Annotated in this window: 18 protein-coding genes; 10 read left to right on the top strand and 8 right to left on the bottom strand. The window is 70.0% G+C overall.

Going from position 1 to position 13,584, the window contains the following annotated elements; all coding sequences use genetic code 11:
* Positions 1-67 precede the first annotated feature (67 nt).
* Complete coding sequence (locus AB0L91_RS25605) at positions 68-463, bottom strand: RidA family protein (RefSeq protein WP_355282674.1); 396 nt, start codon at positions 461-463, stop codon at positions 68-70.
* Between the two features lie 110 nt (positions 464-573).
* On the opposite strand from AB0L91_RS25605, the gene AB0L91_RS25600 reads away from it, so the two are divergent.
* Both AB0L91_RS25600 and AB0L91_RS25595 read left to right on the top strand, forming a co-directional pair.
* Positions 574-1,584, top strand: a complete 1,011-nt coding sequence (locus tag AB0L91_RS25600; RefSeq protein WP_365014121.1) for a WYL domain-containing protein — start codon at positions 574-576, stop codon at positions 1,582-1,584.
* A 109-nt stretch (positions 1,585-1,693) separates the two neighbouring features.
* Positions 1,694-3,079: a DUF1254 domain-containing protein gene (locus tag AB0L91_RS25595; protein WP_365014119.1), complete on the top strand. Its 1,386-nt coding sequence runs from the start codon at positions 1,694-1,696 to the stop codon at positions 3,077-3,079.
* A 7-nt stretch (positions 3,080-3,086) separates the two neighbouring features.
* Here AB0L91_RS25595 and AB0L91_RS25590 read toward each other — a convergent pair whose 3' ends face one another.
* Both AB0L91_RS25590 and AB0L91_RS25585 read right to left on the bottom strand, forming a co-directional pair.
* On the bottom strand, positions 3,087-4,202 hold the full coding sequence (locus AB0L91_RS25590; protein WP_365014116.1) for a metallophosphoesterase: 1,116 nt from the start codon (positions 4,200-4,202) through the stop codon (positions 3,087-3,089).
* A gap of 15 nt (positions 4,203-4,217) precedes the next feature.
* Positions 4,218-4,799 carry a hypothetical protein gene (locus AB0L91_RS25585; protein ID WP_365014113.1) on the bottom strand — a complete coding sequence of 194 codons (582 nt, stop codon included), beginning with the start codon at positions 4,797-4,799 and terminating at the stop codon, positions 4,218-4,220.
* 63 nt (positions 4,800-4,862) lie between these two features.
* Here AB0L91_RS25585 and AB0L91_RS25580 point away from each other — a divergent pair, with 63 nt between their 5' ends.
* Positions 4,863-5,627, top strand: a complete 765-nt coding sequence (locus AB0L91_RS25580; protein ID WP_355282489.1) for a GTP pyrophosphokinase family protein — start codon at positions 4,863-4,865, stop codon at positions 5,625-5,627.
* Between the two features lie 13 nt (positions 5,628-5,640).
* On the opposite strand, the gene AB0L91_RS25575 is transcribed toward AB0L91_RS25580, so the two are convergent.
* Together AB0L91_RS25575 and AB0L91_RS25570 are read right to left on the bottom strand one after the other, a co-directional pair.
* The gene (locus AB0L91_RS25575) at positions 5,641-6,207 is read right to left on the bottom strand and encodes a hypothetical protein (protein WP_365014109.1); all 567 of its coding nucleotides are present in this window, start codon (positions 6,205-6,207) and stop codon (positions 5,641-5,643) included.
* Positions 6,208-6,251: 44 nt separating this feature from the next.
* Positions 6,252-7,166, bottom strand: a complete 915-nt coding sequence (locus AB0L91_RS25570) for a D-alanyl-D-alanine carboxypeptidase (protein ID WP_365014108.1) — start codon at positions 7,164-7,166, stop codon at positions 6,252-6,254.
* A 327-nt stretch (positions 7,167-7,493) separates the two neighbouring features.
* On the opposite strand from AB0L91_RS25570, the gene AB0L91_RS25565 reads away from it, so the two are divergent.
* The 3 genes from AB0L91_RS25565 to AB0L91_RS25555 are packed head-to-tail and all read left to right on the top strand — an operon-like array spanning position 7,494 to position 8,665.
* Complete coding sequence (locus AB0L91_RS25565) at positions 7,494-7,673, top strand: hypothetical protein (protein ID WP_365014105.1); 180 nt, start codon at positions 7,494-7,496, stop codon at positions 7,671-7,673.
* A 48-nt stretch (positions 7,674-7,721) separates the two neighbouring features.
* Positions 7,722-8,327 (top strand): class I SAM-dependent methyltransferase, encoded by a 606-nt coding sequence (locus AB0L91_RS25560; protein ID WP_357348813.1) that lies wholly within the window; start codon positions 7,722-7,724, stop codon positions 8,325-8,327.
* Positions 8,328-8,386: 59 nt separating this feature from the next.
* Positions 8,387-8,665, top strand: coding sequence for a hypothetical protein (locus AB0L91_RS25555; RefSeq protein ID WP_365014103.1), 279 nt, complete (start codon positions 8,387-8,389; stop codon positions 8,663-8,665).
* 7 nt (positions 8,666-8,672) lie between these two features.
* Here AB0L91_RS25555 and AB0L91_RS25550 read toward each other — a convergent pair whose 3' ends face one another.
* Both AB0L91_RS25550 and AB0L91_RS25545 read right to left on the bottom strand, forming a co-directional pair.
* Positions 8,673-10,043: an FAD-dependent oxidoreductase gene (locus AB0L91_RS25550; RefSeq protein WP_365014100.1), complete on the bottom strand. Its 1,371-nt coding sequence runs from the start codon at positions 10,041-10,043 to the stop codon at positions 8,673-8,675.
* Between the two features lie 39 nt (positions 10,044-10,082).
* The gene (locus AB0L91_RS25545) at positions 10,083-10,706 is read right to left on the bottom strand and encodes a hypothetical protein (protein WP_365014097.1); all 624 of its coding nucleotides are present in this window, start codon (positions 10,704-10,706) and stop codon (positions 10,083-10,085) included.
* A gap of 459 nt (positions 10,707-11,165) precedes the next feature.
* Between AB0L91_RS25545 and AB0L91_RS25540 the strand changes: the two genes are divergently transcribed.
* Positions 11,166-11,714, top strand: a complete 549-nt coding sequence (locus AB0L91_RS25540; protein ID WP_365014094.1) for a dihydrofolate reductase family protein — start codon at positions 11,166-11,168, stop codon at positions 11,712-11,714.
* Positions 11,715-11,807: 93 nt separating this feature from the next.
* Positions 11,808-12,260: a MarR family transcriptional regulator gene (locus tag AB0L91_RS25535; RefSeq protein ID WP_357348805.1), complete on the top strand. Its 453-nt coding sequence runs from the start codon at positions 11,808-11,810 to the stop codon at positions 12,258-12,260.
* A 19-nt stretch (positions 12,261-12,279) separates the two neighbouring features.
* Here AB0L91_RS25535 and AB0L91_RS25530 read toward each other — a convergent pair whose 3' ends face one another.
* Positions 12,280-12,447, bottom strand: coding sequence for a DUF4236 domain-containing protein (locus tag AB0L91_RS25530; protein ID WP_218721039.1), 168 nt, complete (start codon positions 12,445-12,447; stop codon positions 12,280-12,282).
* 41 nt (positions 12,448-12,488) lie between these two features.
* Here AB0L91_RS25530 and AB0L91_RS25525 point away from each other — a divergent pair, with 41 nt between their 5' ends.
* Both AB0L91_RS25525 and AB0L91_RS25520 read left to right on the top strand, forming a co-directional pair.
* Positions 12,489-13,061, top strand: a complete 573-nt coding sequence (locus tag AB0L91_RS25525) for a hypothetical protein (RefSeq protein ID WP_365014091.1) — start codon at positions 12,489-12,491, stop codon at positions 13,059-13,061.
* 159 nt (positions 13,062-13,220) lie between these two features.
* Positions 13,221-13,448, top strand: coding sequence for a hypothetical protein (locus tag AB0L91_RS25520; RefSeq protein ID WP_355282458.1), 228 nt, complete (start codon positions 13,221-13,223; stop codon positions 13,446-13,448).
* Positions 13,449-13,584 lie beyond the last annotated feature (136 nt).

Below are 13,584 nucleotides of genomic sequence, written 5' to 3'. Positions count from 1 at the left end.
CACTCCCGGAGCACCTTCCGCGTCCATGCCCGCGCAGAACTGCGCTGCGCGGGCGCACCGGAACGCCTCAGTCGACGGCGGTCCCCTCGAGCTCGACCAGCTGCCCGGGAATCGCCAGCCGGCTCACGCCGAGCATGGTGGTCGCCGGTGCCACCGCGGCCGCGCCGAGCCGGGCCGCCAGCACGCCGTAGTGCTGGAACAGCAGGTCCACGTCGGTGGTGTAGACGTTGAGCCGGACGAGATTGGCCAGCGACATGTCCGCCTCGGCGAGCACGGCCTCCAGGTTGTCCAAGCTCAGCGCCAGCTGCGCGGCCAGATCGCCCTCGTGCCGGGGCGTGCCGTCGCCGCTCATCGCGGTCTGCCCGGAGCAATACAGGGTGCGCGTGTGCCCGGTGACGAGTTCGCCCTGGTTGAATCCCATCGCCACCGACCAGGTCACCGGGTTGACCGCGGTTCGTTCCAGTCCCACTTCAGCTCCATTCGATTCGTCGTAGTCCGGCGTCCGCGACGCCGTGGGACAACCCTCGCAAGTAATCACGACATCCTCTGTCGTGTATTCGGTAGAGTTCGCGAATGCGCGCAGACCGGTTGGTGTCGCTGGTGTTGTTGCTGCGCCAGCGCGGCCGGCTCACCGCGACCGAGCTCGCCACCGAGCTGGAGGTGTCCACCCGCACGGTCCTGCGCGATATCGAGGCGCTCTCGGCGGCCGGTGTGCCGGTCTACGCCGAACGCGGCAGGCACGGCGGCTTCGCGCTGCTCCCCGGGTTCCGGACCGAGCTCACCGGGGTGAACCACGACGAGGCGCTGGCCCTGCTGATCGCCGGATCACGCCGTGGCGCACAGGCTTTCGGTCTCGGGTCGGCCCTGTCCTCGGCCATGCTCAAGGTGGTCGACGCGCTGCCCGACAACCACCGCACCACCGCGGCCGATGTCGCCGAACGGCTGCTCATCGACCCGGCGACGGATCTGCTCTCGCGTCCGGCGGTCGACGACGAGGTCCCCGGCGACATCGCGGCCGCGATCCGCCGCGCGGTGTTCGCCGGGCACAAGCTGCGCATCCACTACGCCGCGGTCGGCCAGGCACCGAGCTGGCGGACGGTGGACCCGATCGGGATCGTCATGGTGCGTGACCACGGCTATCTGCTGGCCACGAGATCCGGGGCGGACCGCACCTATCGGCTGTCCCGGGTGCTGGCGGCCGAGGAGTTGCCCGAACCGGCACAGCGGCCCGACCGGGTCGATCTGGACCGGGCCTGGCAGGAACGCAGCGCCCGCTTCCGCACCGGCGGCGACCAGCTCGCCGTGCTGGTCCGGGTCCGGCCGGCGCGGCGTGAGGAGCTGGTGCGCACCGCACTGGCCGTCCATTCCGAGGAACCCGACGACGAGTGGCTGCGGCTGGCGGTGACCTTCCAGGATTCCCGGCACGCCGAATGGGCGCTGTGGCAGCTCGGCATCGACGCGGAAGCCCTGGCCCCGTCGTCGCTGCGCGCCTCCCTGCGGGATCGCGCGATCGCCGTCGCCACCCGATACGCGCCGACGCCGGTTCCGGAACCCGACGACAAGGCTGCCGGGTGGCGGCGATAGCAGCCCGGCACACGGTGCGTGGTTCATCCGTTTCGGGTGAAGCGAGGCGGTACACGTCTGCCTAACGTCGGCAACGAGGGGCCGATGCTGTCGACGGAAGAGGTCGGGCATGACTGCACCGCAGTACATTCGTGGCGGTTTTCCCAGCCCGGACGCTGTCCGCCGCGCCTATGACGAACTCGATTACCAGCGGGCGCTGGCGATGTACCGGTTCTTCTTCCCCACCGTCTCGCTCGAGGCGACGTGGCGGGAGAATCTCGCGGCGGGGGCGGTGCCGAATCGGGTGATGGCACTGCTGGTCGGCAGCCCGGACCAGTATGTCTTCACCGCCAATTCGGATACGCCCTACGCCGGGCTCACCGTCGATCTGTCGGCCGGGCCGATGGTCGTCGAGGTGCCGCCGGGCACGCTCATGGGCACGGCGAACGACCTCAACCAGCTCTGGGTGCTCGACCTGGGGCTGCCCGGACCTGCGGGTGCCGAGGGCGGCAAGCACCTGCTGCTGCCGCCCGGCTACGACGAGCCGGTGCCGGAGGGCTATTTCACCGGCACCGCGACGACGAACCGGGTGCTCGTCCTCGTCCGCGCGCTGCCGCACGGCGCCGAGGTCGACCCCGCGATCGCGCTCATCCAGCAGGTGCGGGTGTATCCGCTGGGCGCCGAGGCCGAGTCGAATCCGCTGGAGTGGGTGGATCTTTCGGAGCAGAAGGGCCTCGACTTCACCCCGGTGCGGTGGGAGGAGACCCTCGACTACTGGCGAATCCTGCACGAGATCCTGAACTCCGAGCCGCCCAACCCCGACTATCGCTACCAGTACGGCGAACTCGCGACGCTCGGGATCGCGCGCGACCTCCCGTTCGTGCCCGATCGGCGGATGACGGCCATTCTCACCGACGCGGCCCGGCGCGGGCACCTGCACCTGTGCGTGCAATCGTTCGCCGATCGCAGGCCGGATCGGCAGGTGTGGCCGGACAGCCGCTGGGAGTGGGCCGTCCTGCGCCCGGAGAACGGCACCTTCGACGCCGCGGGCTATACCGATCTGTACGCGCGCGAGAAGTGGTTCTACCAGGCCCAGATCGAGTCACCGGCGATGTTCGCGCGCACTCCCGGCGCGGGTTCGCTGTACTGGCTGGGCCTGCGCGACTCCGCGGGGGCATATCTGGAGGGCGCGGGCTACTACAGCCTCACCGTCCCGCAACCGGTTCCGGCGACCCTGTTCTGGTCGATCACCGCCTACGACGCCCGCACCCGCAGCGAACTGCGCTCGCCGTTGAACCGGCCCGCGCTGCGCTCCCTGTACGAGCTGGCCGACGTCGACACCACCGAGCCGCTGACCCTCTATTTCGGGCCGACGCCGCCGCCGAACACCCCGATCGACCGGTGGATCCAAACCACCCCGGGCACCGGCTGGTTCACCTATTTCCGCATCTACGGCCCCGACGGCCCGGCGTTCGACGGCACCTGGCAGCTGCCGGATTTCCGGCGCCACGGCTGACCGATCGTCAGCGGGCCCGCAGCGTCACCACGGTGATGTCCGGCGGCGCGCCGACGCGCACCGGCGGGCCCCACGCGCCGACACCGCGGGTGGTGTACATCTGCATGTCGCCGATGCGGCTCGTGCCGGCGACGGTGCCGTTGATCCAGCCGACCGGGTACCTCAGCGGCCACATCTGACCGCCGTGGGTGTGTCCCGACAGCTGCAGGTCGACGCCGCGTTCGCTCGCCCCGGTGCCCTGTAGGGGCTGGTGGGCGATCAGCACCGTGAACCGGCCCGGCTGCTGTCCGGCCAGGGCGGCGTCGACATCGGGCGCCGGATCGGTGGCGTCGAAGTCGTAGACCCCGGCGATGTCGATGGCGCCGTCACCGACGGTCAGCGGGACGTGGCTGTTGCGCAGGGTGGTGAGCCCGAGGGTGTCGTAGTAGTCGAGCCAGTTGTCCGGACGGTCCACGTACCCTTCGTGATTGCCCGCGACGACGAACTTCCCGTACTTCGCGCGCAGCCCCGCGAGCGGGTCGATATCGGGGCCGACGTAGGCAACCGCGCCGTCGAGCAGGTCGCCGGGCAGCACGATCACATCGGGCTGCTGGGCATTGACCAGGTCGACCACCCGCTGGGTGAAGCCGGCGCCACGGGCCGCGCCGACGTGGATGTCGGCGACGACCGCCACCCGCAGCCCGTCGACCGAGCGGGGCAGGTCGGCGAAGGACAGCTCGGTCTCGATCACCCGCAGGTCGTTCGCCTCGGTGACGCCGTAGGCGACCGTCCCCAGTGAGGCCACCACCAGCACCGCCGAGGCCACCTGGGTCAGTCCGCGACGGTGCTGGAACTTCAGCAGCCGGGCCACCGCGAGCACCACGCCGAGCACGAGCAGCCCGATCAGCAGGTAGAAGATGACCGCGAACCAGACCTCGCCCCACCACACGATCGGCCGCACCGGCTCCGGCGAGTAGACGTTGCCCGCGCCGACCGCGACGACCGGCGGAATCCACAGGATCACCAGCAGGACCGCGAGCGCCCGGCGCGCGACGCGGCCGAGTCCGGTGGCGACGCCGAACCGCCGGTACAGCAGCCAGTGCACGAGCCCGAGGAGCGCACCGACCAGCAATATCTGGAACATCGGCGTATCTTCCCATCACCGCCCGGTCGCGCGGAGATACGCCTGCCCCCGCGGCGAGATCTCGTAGCCGACCTCCAGGCTGCGGGTGAGACCGAGATTCTTCAGCTTGCGGACATCGAGCTTCAGCGATTCCCGGTCCCGGCCGAGCAGATCCGCGAGGTCACCGGCCCGCCGACCCGGGTGGGCCACGATGACGTCGAGGACCGCGGCCGTCCACGGCCCCCGTCGGCTGGCCCGGTCCAACCGCGCCAGTGCCGCCGTGATCTCGGCCACCTCGTGCGCGTCCGGATCGGTACGGCCGCTCAGCGCGATCCGGTCGTCGGGACCGAGAAAGCGGACCGCGATCCGGAAGACGGGATAGTGCGCCGCGCCGCGAAAGGCCGCCAGCACGGCGTCGGCGTCCGCCTCGCCCGCCGCGCGCGCGTCCGCGTCGGTGATGGCACCGGCTTCGACCTGGTCCACCCCGGTGATCTCGACGGTGCCCGCCGAGGTGCGCAGCGTGCCACCGGCGCGTACCCGTGGCCGGGCCCAGCGGCGGAACACGTGGGTCACGTCGCCGGACGCGATCCCGCGCGCGACGCGATCGGTGAGCATCATGGTGGCACCGACCCTACCCGCGCCCGCCGGAGCACCCCGGCGATGCGGGCACAATGGAGGGCGATGAAAACCTGGCAGCTCGACCCCAACGCCGACGACGGCCCGCCCGGGAACGGAGCGCACGCCACCGTCGAGGACATCCGCGATCTGCGCGAACAGTTCGTCGACTTCATGCTCGGCTACAAGTTCGCGATCGACGAGATCACCACCAAGATCAACATCCTGCGCGAGGACTTCAACAACACCCACGAGTACAACCCGATCGAGCACGTCGGCTCCCGGCTCAAGTCGCCGGAGAGCGTGCTGGAGAAGGTGCAGCGCAAGAACTACGCGATGAACCTGGCCGCGATCAGGGAGAACGTGCTCGATATCGCCGGGGTGCGGGTGGTGTGCAGCTTCATCTCCGATATCGGCACCATCCGGGACATGCTGGCCGGTCAGGAGGACATCACCGTCCTCGAGGAGCGCGACTACATCACGAACCGCAAGCCGAACGGCTACCAGAGCCTGCACCTGATCGTCTCGATCCCGGTGTTCCGCTCCGACCGCACCCAGCGGGTGCCGGTCGAGATCCAGATCCGCACCATCGCGATGGACTTCTGGGCCAGCCTCGAGCACAAGATCTACTACAAGTACCGGGGCGAGGTGCCGCCGAACCTGCGCAGCGACCTCGCGCAGGCCGCCGAGGTGGCGACCCAGCTGGACGAGAAGATGGAGGCCCTGCACCGGCAGATCGACCGCACGCCGCGCCCGCCGACCAGCCCGATCGAGTCCCTCGATCTCAGCGTCCTCTACAACGCCTTCACCGCGGGGGCACCGCGCGCCTGAGCGAGCCGGGCGGCTAGGACATCATCGCCAGCAGACCCAGATCCCGCGCGAGCGCGCCGTCCTGGCCTAGCGCGGTGAAATCGGCCTCGACGTCGGCGCGCGCGAGCCGGCCCGCGCGCACCGCCCGGTAGCGCACGTACGACCAGAGGAACACGTCGAGGTTGTCGAAGCGGGTGCCGCCCTCGAGCACCTCCTCCTCGTGGAACCACACCGCGATCTGGCCGGTGGTGAGCACGACATAGAGATTGCCGCCGCCGTCGGCGCCGACGGAGAACACGTCGTCGTCGGTGACCGCGGTGGTGTAGTCCGCGTCGAGGATGCCGCAGTCGTTGGCGGCGAAATCGAAGGCGTAGGACCAGTCGAAGATGTCGAGGAACTGCGGGAGCCGCCCGGAGCGGACGCGGCGGTCGAAGGCGGCGAGCGCGGCCGCGTCGGCGGGCGCGAGCCGGTCGAGAAACGGTGCGACCGAACGGGTTCCGCCGGGGACGACGACGGGTTCGGCGTCCGGGAACCAGCGGGCGAGATCGGCGTCGAGGTCGCGTTCGGTGTAGCCGACGAGGTCGGCGGGAGAGAGCGTCACGCCGGACAGTGTAGGAACACCGTCCGACATCGGCGCGCTGGTCGTCAGGCCGGTTGCAGCACGCGCATGATCGGGTCGTAGGCCCAGTTCAGCAGGCGCTCGGCGTCTTCCTTCGCGGCGACGCTGCTGTGCGGCGAGCTGTGCAGCACCACGCCGATCACCGGGATGCCCGCCCGGACCGTCTCGAACAGCAGGCAGTGGCCCGCCGCGTCGGTGTTGCCGGTCTTGATGCCGATGGTGCCCGGGTATTCCCGCAGCAGCCGGTTGGTCGTCTCCCAGCGGTGCTCGCGGTTCCCCGGTCCGGCGGGCACGAAATAGTCACGCGCGGCGACGATCTCACGGAACACCGGCAGGCTCATCGCGCGCACGCCCATCGCGACGAGGTCCACCGGGGTCGAATGCGTGGAGTCGTCGGTGGGGTTCGGCAGTCCGCTGGGATCGGTGAATTGTGTTCCCGCCAAACCCAACAGGCGCGCGGTGTCGTTCATCTTCGCGATGAACGCGTCCTGCCCCGGCCCGAAGGACTCGGCAACCGCGTACGCCGCGTCGCAGCCCGACGGCAGCATCAGCCCGTACAGGAGCTGGCGCGCGGTGAGCACCTCGCCCGGCGCCAGGCCCGCGGTGCTGCCGTTGTGCCTGGCGCAGTAGGCGAACGCCTCGTTCGGCACCGTCACGGGCCGTTCGAGGTCGTTGCCCGCGATCACGACGATGGCCGTCATCACCTTGGTGATGCTGGCGATCGGGACCGGGGTGTGCGCGTTGCGCGACCACACCACCGTTCCGGTGAGCCCGTCGGCCAGCGCGGCCCCGGTGGCCTGCACTCCCTCCGGACCGACGGTCCAGGGCAGCTGGTCGAGCGCGGCGCTGCCCGACGGCGCGGCGCCCGCGACCCCGTGACCAGCGGCGACGACCAGAACTCCGGCGACAACAGCGTGCAACATCCCGGCAAATGTCCGCATGGCGACATTCTGTCCCACAACCCCGCCGAGTCGTGGGATTTGACCACCACTTTTCCGCGGCGGCCGGATCCGCCCGCCGCGACACCCCGTAACGGTTGACTGTCCGGGCGCCGGGCTGCACTGTTGATAGCACTGAGCGTCGCGCGTGTCGGTGGTTCCACAGGATCGGCCCTGGTCACAGGGAGTATCAGCGAGCTACTCGGAAACGGGAAGGACGCGATGACGATGAGCGGTCGCCGGAATCGACGGAATCGAGAGATTCGCGAGGTTCGAGAGATCCACGCTCGGCCATCGCACCAGATCGCCAAGTTCCTCCTGTCGACGCTGATGCTGGTCTGGTTCGGGCTCGGGTTGCTGGCGGCGTCGCAACGCCAGTACTTCGCGAATCCGCCGACCGACTGCGGCGGGCTGGGCACGATCGGCGTCACCGTCCTCGCCGGACCACTCAACTATCTGGGCGCCAACCCCCGGATCTCCGCGTGCACGCTGCCGCAGCCGAGTCAGTGATCGCGGTCGGCGTAGGGTCGAGCGGGTCGACCCGAGGAGGACCCGAGCATGAGCGCGTCGCCGAGCAAGCGCACCCCCAGCCGCTGGGACGAGCTCACCGCCGCCGACCCGGCGCATTCGAGCTGGTACGTGGAGCGTTTCCGCAGCCTCGCGGCCGCGGGCGAGGACATCGTCGGTGAGGCACGCCTGATCGACGCGATGCTCGGGCGCGGGCGCCGGGTGCTCGACGCGGGCTGCGGCGCGGGCCGGATCGGTGGCTACCTGCACGAGGCCGGGCACACCGTGGTCGGCGTCGACGGCGATCCGGTGCTGATCGAGGCGGCGCGCGCGGATCATCCCGGCCCGACCTGGCTGGTCGGTGACCTCGCCGAACTGGATCTGCCCACCCGGGACTTCGACGTGATCGTGTGCGCCGGCAATGTGATGACCTTCCTCGCGCCGGCCACCCGGTCGGCGGTGCTGACGGCCTTCGCCCGGCATCGCGGTCCGGGCGGCCGGGTGGTCGTCGGATTCGGCGCCGACCGGGGCTACGCGTTCACCGAATTCCTGGCCGATGCCGAATCCGCCGGTCTCACCGTCGATCTGCTGCTGTCGACCTGGGATCTGCGGCCGTTCGCCGACGACTCGGACTTCCTGGTCGCTGTGTTCTCCTGACGCGCGGTCCGGCGTCGGCTGGGACCACGCCGGGCCGCGACACCGGCTAGCCTCGTGGCATGCCCGACCCCGAGGTCCCGCCGCCCCCGCGCAACGGTGTCGGACTGCTGGCGCTGGTGCTCGGCATCGTCGCGTTCGTGCTCTCGTTCATCCCCTTCGCCGGTGAATTCCTGGCGGCGCCGACCGCCGTGGCGGCGGTGACGGCGGCTTTCTTCGGTTGGGACCGCATCGAACGCGGCGAGGCCGACAATCGCGCCGACACCCTGGTCGGCGGGGTGCTCGGCGCCCTCGCCTTGGGACTGACCCTGCTCATCTACCTGGCGACCCAGTCCGGCTGAGGTGTCGCTAGCCGCGCACCACCGCGCGGGCCGCGGCACGCGCTGCGACCAGGATGGGGTCCCAAACCGGGGAGAACGGCGGCGCGTAGCCGAGATCGAGCGAGATCACCTGCTCCACCGTCATCCGCGCGGTGAGCGCGACGGCCGCGGTGTCGATGCGCTTGGCGGCGCCGTCGCGGCCGACGATCTGCACGCCGAGCAGCCGGCCGGTGCGGCGTTCGGCGAGCATCTTCACCGTCATCGGGGCCGCGCCGGGGAAATAGCCGGCGCGGCCGGTGGATTCGATGGTGACGGCGTGGAACTGCAACCCCGCGCGTGCGGCGTCCTTCTCCCGCAGGCCGGTGCGCGCCACCTCCAGATCGCACACCCGGCTGATCGCGGTACCGACGACACCGGGAAAGGTGGCGTAGCCACCGCCGACACCGGATCCGATGACCTGGCCGTGCTTGTTGGCGTGGGTGCCCAGCGGCACATAGCGCGAGGTCCCCGACACCAGATCGAGCACCTCGACGCAATCCCCGCCCGCCCAGATCTCGTCGTATCCGCGCACCCGCTGCGCCAGATCGGTGAGCAGACCGCCGGATTCGCCCAGGGGCAGCCCGGCGCGGCGCGCGAGGTCGGTGGCCGGGCGCACGCCGATCCCGAGGACCACCACGTCGGCCGGATACTCGGCGTCGGCGGTCGCCACTGCGCGGACCCGGCCGTCCGCGCCGGTCGGCAGCCCGGTGACCTCCGCGTCGGGCACGACCCGGATGCCCATCCCCTCCATGGCCTTTCGCACCAGCGCGCCCATATCGGGATCGAGCGAGGACATCGGTTCGGCACCCCGGGTGACCATGGTGACCCGGAATCCGCGCACCACCAGCGCCTCGGCCATCTCGACGCCGATGTACCCGGCGCCGACGACCACCGCTTCGCGCCCCGGCGCCGCCGCGAGCCCGTCGATGAGGGCCTGCCCGTCGTCGAGGGTCTGCACGCCGTACACGCCGTCGGCATCGATTCCGGGCAGCGGTGGCCGCACGGGTGTCGCGCCGGTCGCCAGCACGAGGTCGTCGTAGTCGGTCCAGGATTCCGCGCCGGTGCCGAGATCACGCGCGCGCACCCGGCGACCGGCCGGATCGATCTCGATCGCCTCGGTCCGCAGGCGCAGGTCGATCCCGCGATCGCGGTGTTCGGCGGGCGTGCGGGCGATCAGGTCGTCGACCTCGCCGACGTCCCCGCTCACCCAGTAGGGGATGCCGCACGCCGAATACGAGGCGTGATACCCCTTCTCGAACACCACGATCTCGAGCTCGTCGGCGCCACGCAGTCTGCGGGCCTGCGACGCGGCGGCCATTCCCGTCGCGTCGCCACCGATGACCACCACACGTTCGCCCATGGCGTCCACGGTACGGGCGCGCCGTGCGGTGATCGGGATTCAGACCATCTCGGGCACCCGCAGGTGCGCGAATCCCAGCCGGAATTCGGCCACGTCGACGATGCGCGCGCCCGTGACCCGGGTCGCCATCGCCCTGATCCGGTCCGCGTGCTCACGGCTGCTGTCGAGCTCCTCGCGACTCGCCCAGACGGTCGAGCCGACACCGCGGCCGGTCGCCCGGTCCACGAACAGGCTGGCGCTGCGGAAGCCGTCGAGCTTCTCGAATTCCGGCAGCAGTTGTGCCTTGAACGTCTCGATCGTGCCGTCGACCGCGGACGGGTCGACCTGCACCCACGTGCACCGGGTGCACGCGTTCGCGCCGGCCAGGTGATCGCGGTGCATGACCGCCACTTCCCATTCCTCGACCTTGTCCACCGGCCCGTTCAGCGCCTGGGCCAGGCCGTCTCGCCACATCTGGACGCGCGGCCTGCTGGCCTGCATCATCTCCTCGGATTCCCACGCGGTCGTCGCGATACAGCGTCCTGTCGCCCTGTCCACCATCAGCGACAGACCGACCCAGCCCTCGACTTCGGGCAGATTCCGCATGATGTCGTTGCGGAGGTATGCGATCCCGCCGTCGATCGACGACGGCTGAGCCGCGATTGTGCTTGAACGTGCGTACACGAGCCACCTCCTACCTGGGTAAAGGCGGCGCCCCGGTGGGCACCACCGGACATACCCACTGTCCTCCACGCCCACCCTCCGCACAATGCCCTTTTTCCGCCATATTGGGGTAGGCGCAGGTATTGACAGCGGCGAAATCCGGAGAAGACTGGATACATACCGGAACACCGGAAAATAGCCGCGCAGCCGACGGAGACGTCTGTCGACAGTGGTGACTGATTCCCAGGCTCCGGCCCAGGCCCCCGGCAAGCCGATCGGGTACCAGAACAGTCAGCGACGACTGAGGTTCGTGGTGACGATCGAGGCTACCGGGGACTGTTCTGTCCGGGGTCTTCCGGCGCTGCCGCGCACCGTTTCCGATTGCCAGCGCGCCACCGTAAACAAACCGTAAGGCGGTTCCGGCAAGGTAGTTTTCGACAGCGAAGCACCGCTGACGACAACCACCGAAGGGACACCATCATGGGCAGCATCGCAGTACACGAGTTCATCGCGCTCGACGGCATGTACGACGACCCGTCGTTCACCGTCGCCTACGGATTCGATCCGAAGATGGGCGAGACCCTCGGCGCGATCACCGGCGACGCGACCGCGATCCTGCTCGGCCGCAACACCTTCGAGATGTTCGCCCCCGCGTGGTCGACCCGCACGGTCGACGACGACCCGGGTGCCCCGTTCTTCAACGAGACCACCAAGTACATCGTCGGATCGCAGGAGCCCAAGGAGGAGTGGGCCAACAGCGTGCGCCTCGGCGCCTACGACGCCGACGTGATCCGCAAGCTCAAGGACGAGACCGAGGGCACCATCTACATCAGCGGCAGCGGCACGCTGGTCCGCGCGCTGCTGCGCGACGGCCTGGTCGACCACCTGCACCTGTTCGTGTACCCCATCGCGCTCGGCACCGGCGAGCGGTTCTTCGTCGACGGCGAACAGACCCCCCTCGCGCTGCTCTCGACCGACGTCTACGACAACGGCGTCGTCCACCTCGACTACGGCCCGGCCGCGAGCTGAGCTCCCCTGTCGGCGGCGGTGTGCCGGGGGTCTCGCCCCCGGTCCCCCCGATCGGTAGCCGCCGAGGAGGTTTTGTTCGTAAAGTTCATGGGTATGACCACGCCTCTGCCGGACACCCGCGCTCTCGCCGGTGACCTTTCCCTGTCCACCGTCCGGCTCGCGCGGCGCCTGCGCGGCAGGCGCGCCGATCCGCACATCTCCCTGACGCAGCTCTCGGCGCTGTCCACGCTGGCCAGGGAGGGCGCGATGACACCGGGCACGCTGGCGGGCCGGGAATGCGTGCAGCCGCCGTCGATGACCCGCGTCATCGCCTCGCTCACCGATATGAACCTGGTGGAGCGGTCCCCGCATCCGACCGACGGCCGTCAGATCATCATCGCCGCTTCACAATCCGGCCTGGCCCTGCTCTCCGACGAGGCCCAGGCCCGTGAGGAGTGGCTGACCGAGCAGCTGTCCAAGCTCTCCGACGAGGACCTCACCGTGCTCACCCACGCGGTCGCGATCATGACGCAGATCGTCAACCAGCCGACCCCTCTCGCCGGCTGACGCTACCGCTGGGCGTGGGTCAGCGCTGGCGCCAGCTCAGCGGACCTGGCAGGTCGACGCTGTTCTTCCTGGTGCGCGAGTTCCAGGTCCACGGGCCGATCTTGATGCTCCACGAGGAGAGGCCGGATTCGGTGAAGTTGAATTTCAGCGGGCCGAACGACTTGCGCTGACGGAATCTGATGGGCATGCGAAGCCTTCCTGAGATCGCTTCCAGGATAACCGATCCCGGTGGCTCGCACCGTACCTCGCCAGCCCACCACCGGCGCTCGCTACGCTGGCACCTGCCCGCGCCAGGACGTGCGCGGCGTATCGACCCGCGAGGAGGACAGCGCCATGTGGCCGACCGAGTGGCCCGCACCGGCCCACGCGATCGCGACCGCGATCGAGGCCGCCCTGCTCGCCGCGCAGGCCGCCGACGAGCCCGGATTCGGCGCCGCGACCGGCGATCTCGCCGAACTGCCTGCCGATCAGGTGAGCGCGGTGCTCGCGGCGGTGGTGCGGGAACTGCTCGAGATCGCCCATCCGGACGGTCTCACCGGCGAGGATGTCCGCGTGGTCCTCGAGGCGGTGGTACGGCGGTCGGTGGTCTGGCTGCCGCGCCTGGACCCGGCCGCTGTCGTCGGCGCGCTGACCGGCGCGCTGGGCATCGACGAGGGCGAGGACCGCCCGCCGACCGACCCCCGGCCCGCGGCGATCCTGCTGATCGACCACCTCGCCACCACCGCACGGGTGCCCGCCCGGGAGTCCGTGCTGCGCGCCATCACCGAGATCGCCAGGGCCGAGACCGTCGAGATGCCCTGAGCGTCCGCGCCTGGAGTCCACTGCGCGTCGGATTCACAGCTCACCCACACCCACGGCCCACCGCGTCCCCAGTTTCGGGGACGAGGGTTTCTCCTATCGGTTCAGCACACCGCTGACCGCCGACCCACTCCCCCGGGTCGAACGACAGGAGGAATCCGCATGAGCATCAAGTCGACACTGGCCAAGACCGCGGTCGCAGGCACCCTCGCCGTCGGGGTGGCAGGTGCGGCGGCGGGCGTCGCGAGTGCCGATCCCGGTGGACACGACCAGCCGCGACCGGAGGCCCAGCAGGAACACCGCCCGCAGCAGGAACACCGCCCCGAACACCGCGACCAGGCGCCCCAGCACGGCTTCTGGTTCTTCGGCACCTGGGTTCCCCTGCCCTGATCCCGCCGCCGACACGCAGTCCCGGTGCCGGGCACCGGGACTGCGTCGTCGCTCCGGCGCCTGGTAGAACTTGCCGGTACCTCCGTTACCGGATAGCGTAGTGATGTCAGTGCACAACTGTTCACTCAATATTCCG

The organism is Nocardia sp. NPDC051833 (assembly GCF_040681225.1).
In the GTDB taxonomy this organism is placed as follows: domain Bacteria; phylum Actinomycetota; class Actinomycetes; order Mycobacteriales; family Mycobacteriaceae; genus Nocardia.
This window is presented reverse-complemented; position numbering and strand designations above follow the sequence as displayed.

What these genes read in the sequence shown, in the direction of transcription:
- AB0L91_RS25580 (WP_355282489.1), top strand. Translation starts at nt 4,863, where the DNA reads ATGAAAACCTGGCAGCTCGACCCCAACGCCGACGACGGCCCGCCCGGG.
- AB0L91_RS25540 (WP_365014094.1), top strand. Translation starts at nt 11,166, where the DNA reads ATGGGCAGCATCGCAGTACACGAGTTCATCGCGCTCGACGGCATGTAC.
- AB0L91_RS25535 (WP_357348805.1), top strand. Translation starts at nt 11,808, where the DNA reads ATGACCACGCCTCTGCCGGACACCCGCGCTCTCGCCGGTGACCTTTCC.
- AB0L91_RS25595 (WP_365014119.1), top strand. Translation starts at nt 1,694, where the DNA reads ATGACTGCACCGCAGTACATTCGTGGCGGTTTTCCCAGCCCGGACGCT.
- AB0L91_RS25530 (WP_218721039.1), bottom strand. Translation starts at nt 12,447, where the DNA reads ATGCCCATCAGATTCCGTCAGCGCAAGTCGTTCGGCCCGCTGAAATTC.
- AB0L91_RS25520 (WP_355282458.1), top strand. Translation starts at nt 13,221, where the DNA reads ATGAGCATCAAGTCGACACTGGCCAAGACCGCGGTCGCAGGCACCCTC.
- AB0L91_RS25590 (WP_365014116.1), bottom strand. Translation starts at nt 4,202, where the DNA reads ATGTTCCAGATATTGCTGGTCGGTGCGCTCCTCGGGCTCGTGCACTGG.
- AB0L91_RS25585 (WP_365014113.1), bottom strand. Translation starts at nt 4,799, where the DNA reads ATGATGCTCACCGATCGCGTCGCGCGCGGGATCGCGTCCGGCGACGTG.
- AB0L91_RS25565 (WP_365014105.1), top strand. Translation starts at nt 7,494, where the DNA reads ATGCTGGTCTGGTTCGGGCTCGGGTTGCTGGCGGCGTCGCAACGCCAG.
- AB0L91_RS25555 (WP_365014103.1), top strand. Translation starts at nt 8,387, where the DNA reads ATGCCCGACCCCGAGGTCCCGCCGCCCCCGCGCAACGGTGTCGGACTG.
- AB0L91_RS25600 (WP_365014121.1), top strand. Translation starts at nt 574, where the DNA reads ATGCGCGCAGACCGGTTGGTGTCGCTGGTGTTGTTGCTGCGCCAGCGC.
- AB0L91_RS25560 (WP_357348813.1), top strand. Translation starts at nt 7,722, where the DNA reads ATGAGCGCGTCGCCGAGCAAGCGCACCCCCAGCCGCTGGGACGAGCTC.
- AB0L91_RS25570 (WP_365014108.1), bottom strand. Translation starts at nt 7,166, where the DNA reads ATGCGGACATTTGCCGGGATGTTGCACGCTGTTGTCGCCGGAGTTCTG.
- AB0L91_RS25550 (WP_365014100.1), bottom strand. Translation starts at nt 10,043, where the DNA reads ATGGGCGAACGTGTGGTGGTCATCGGTGGCGACGCGACGGGAATGGCC.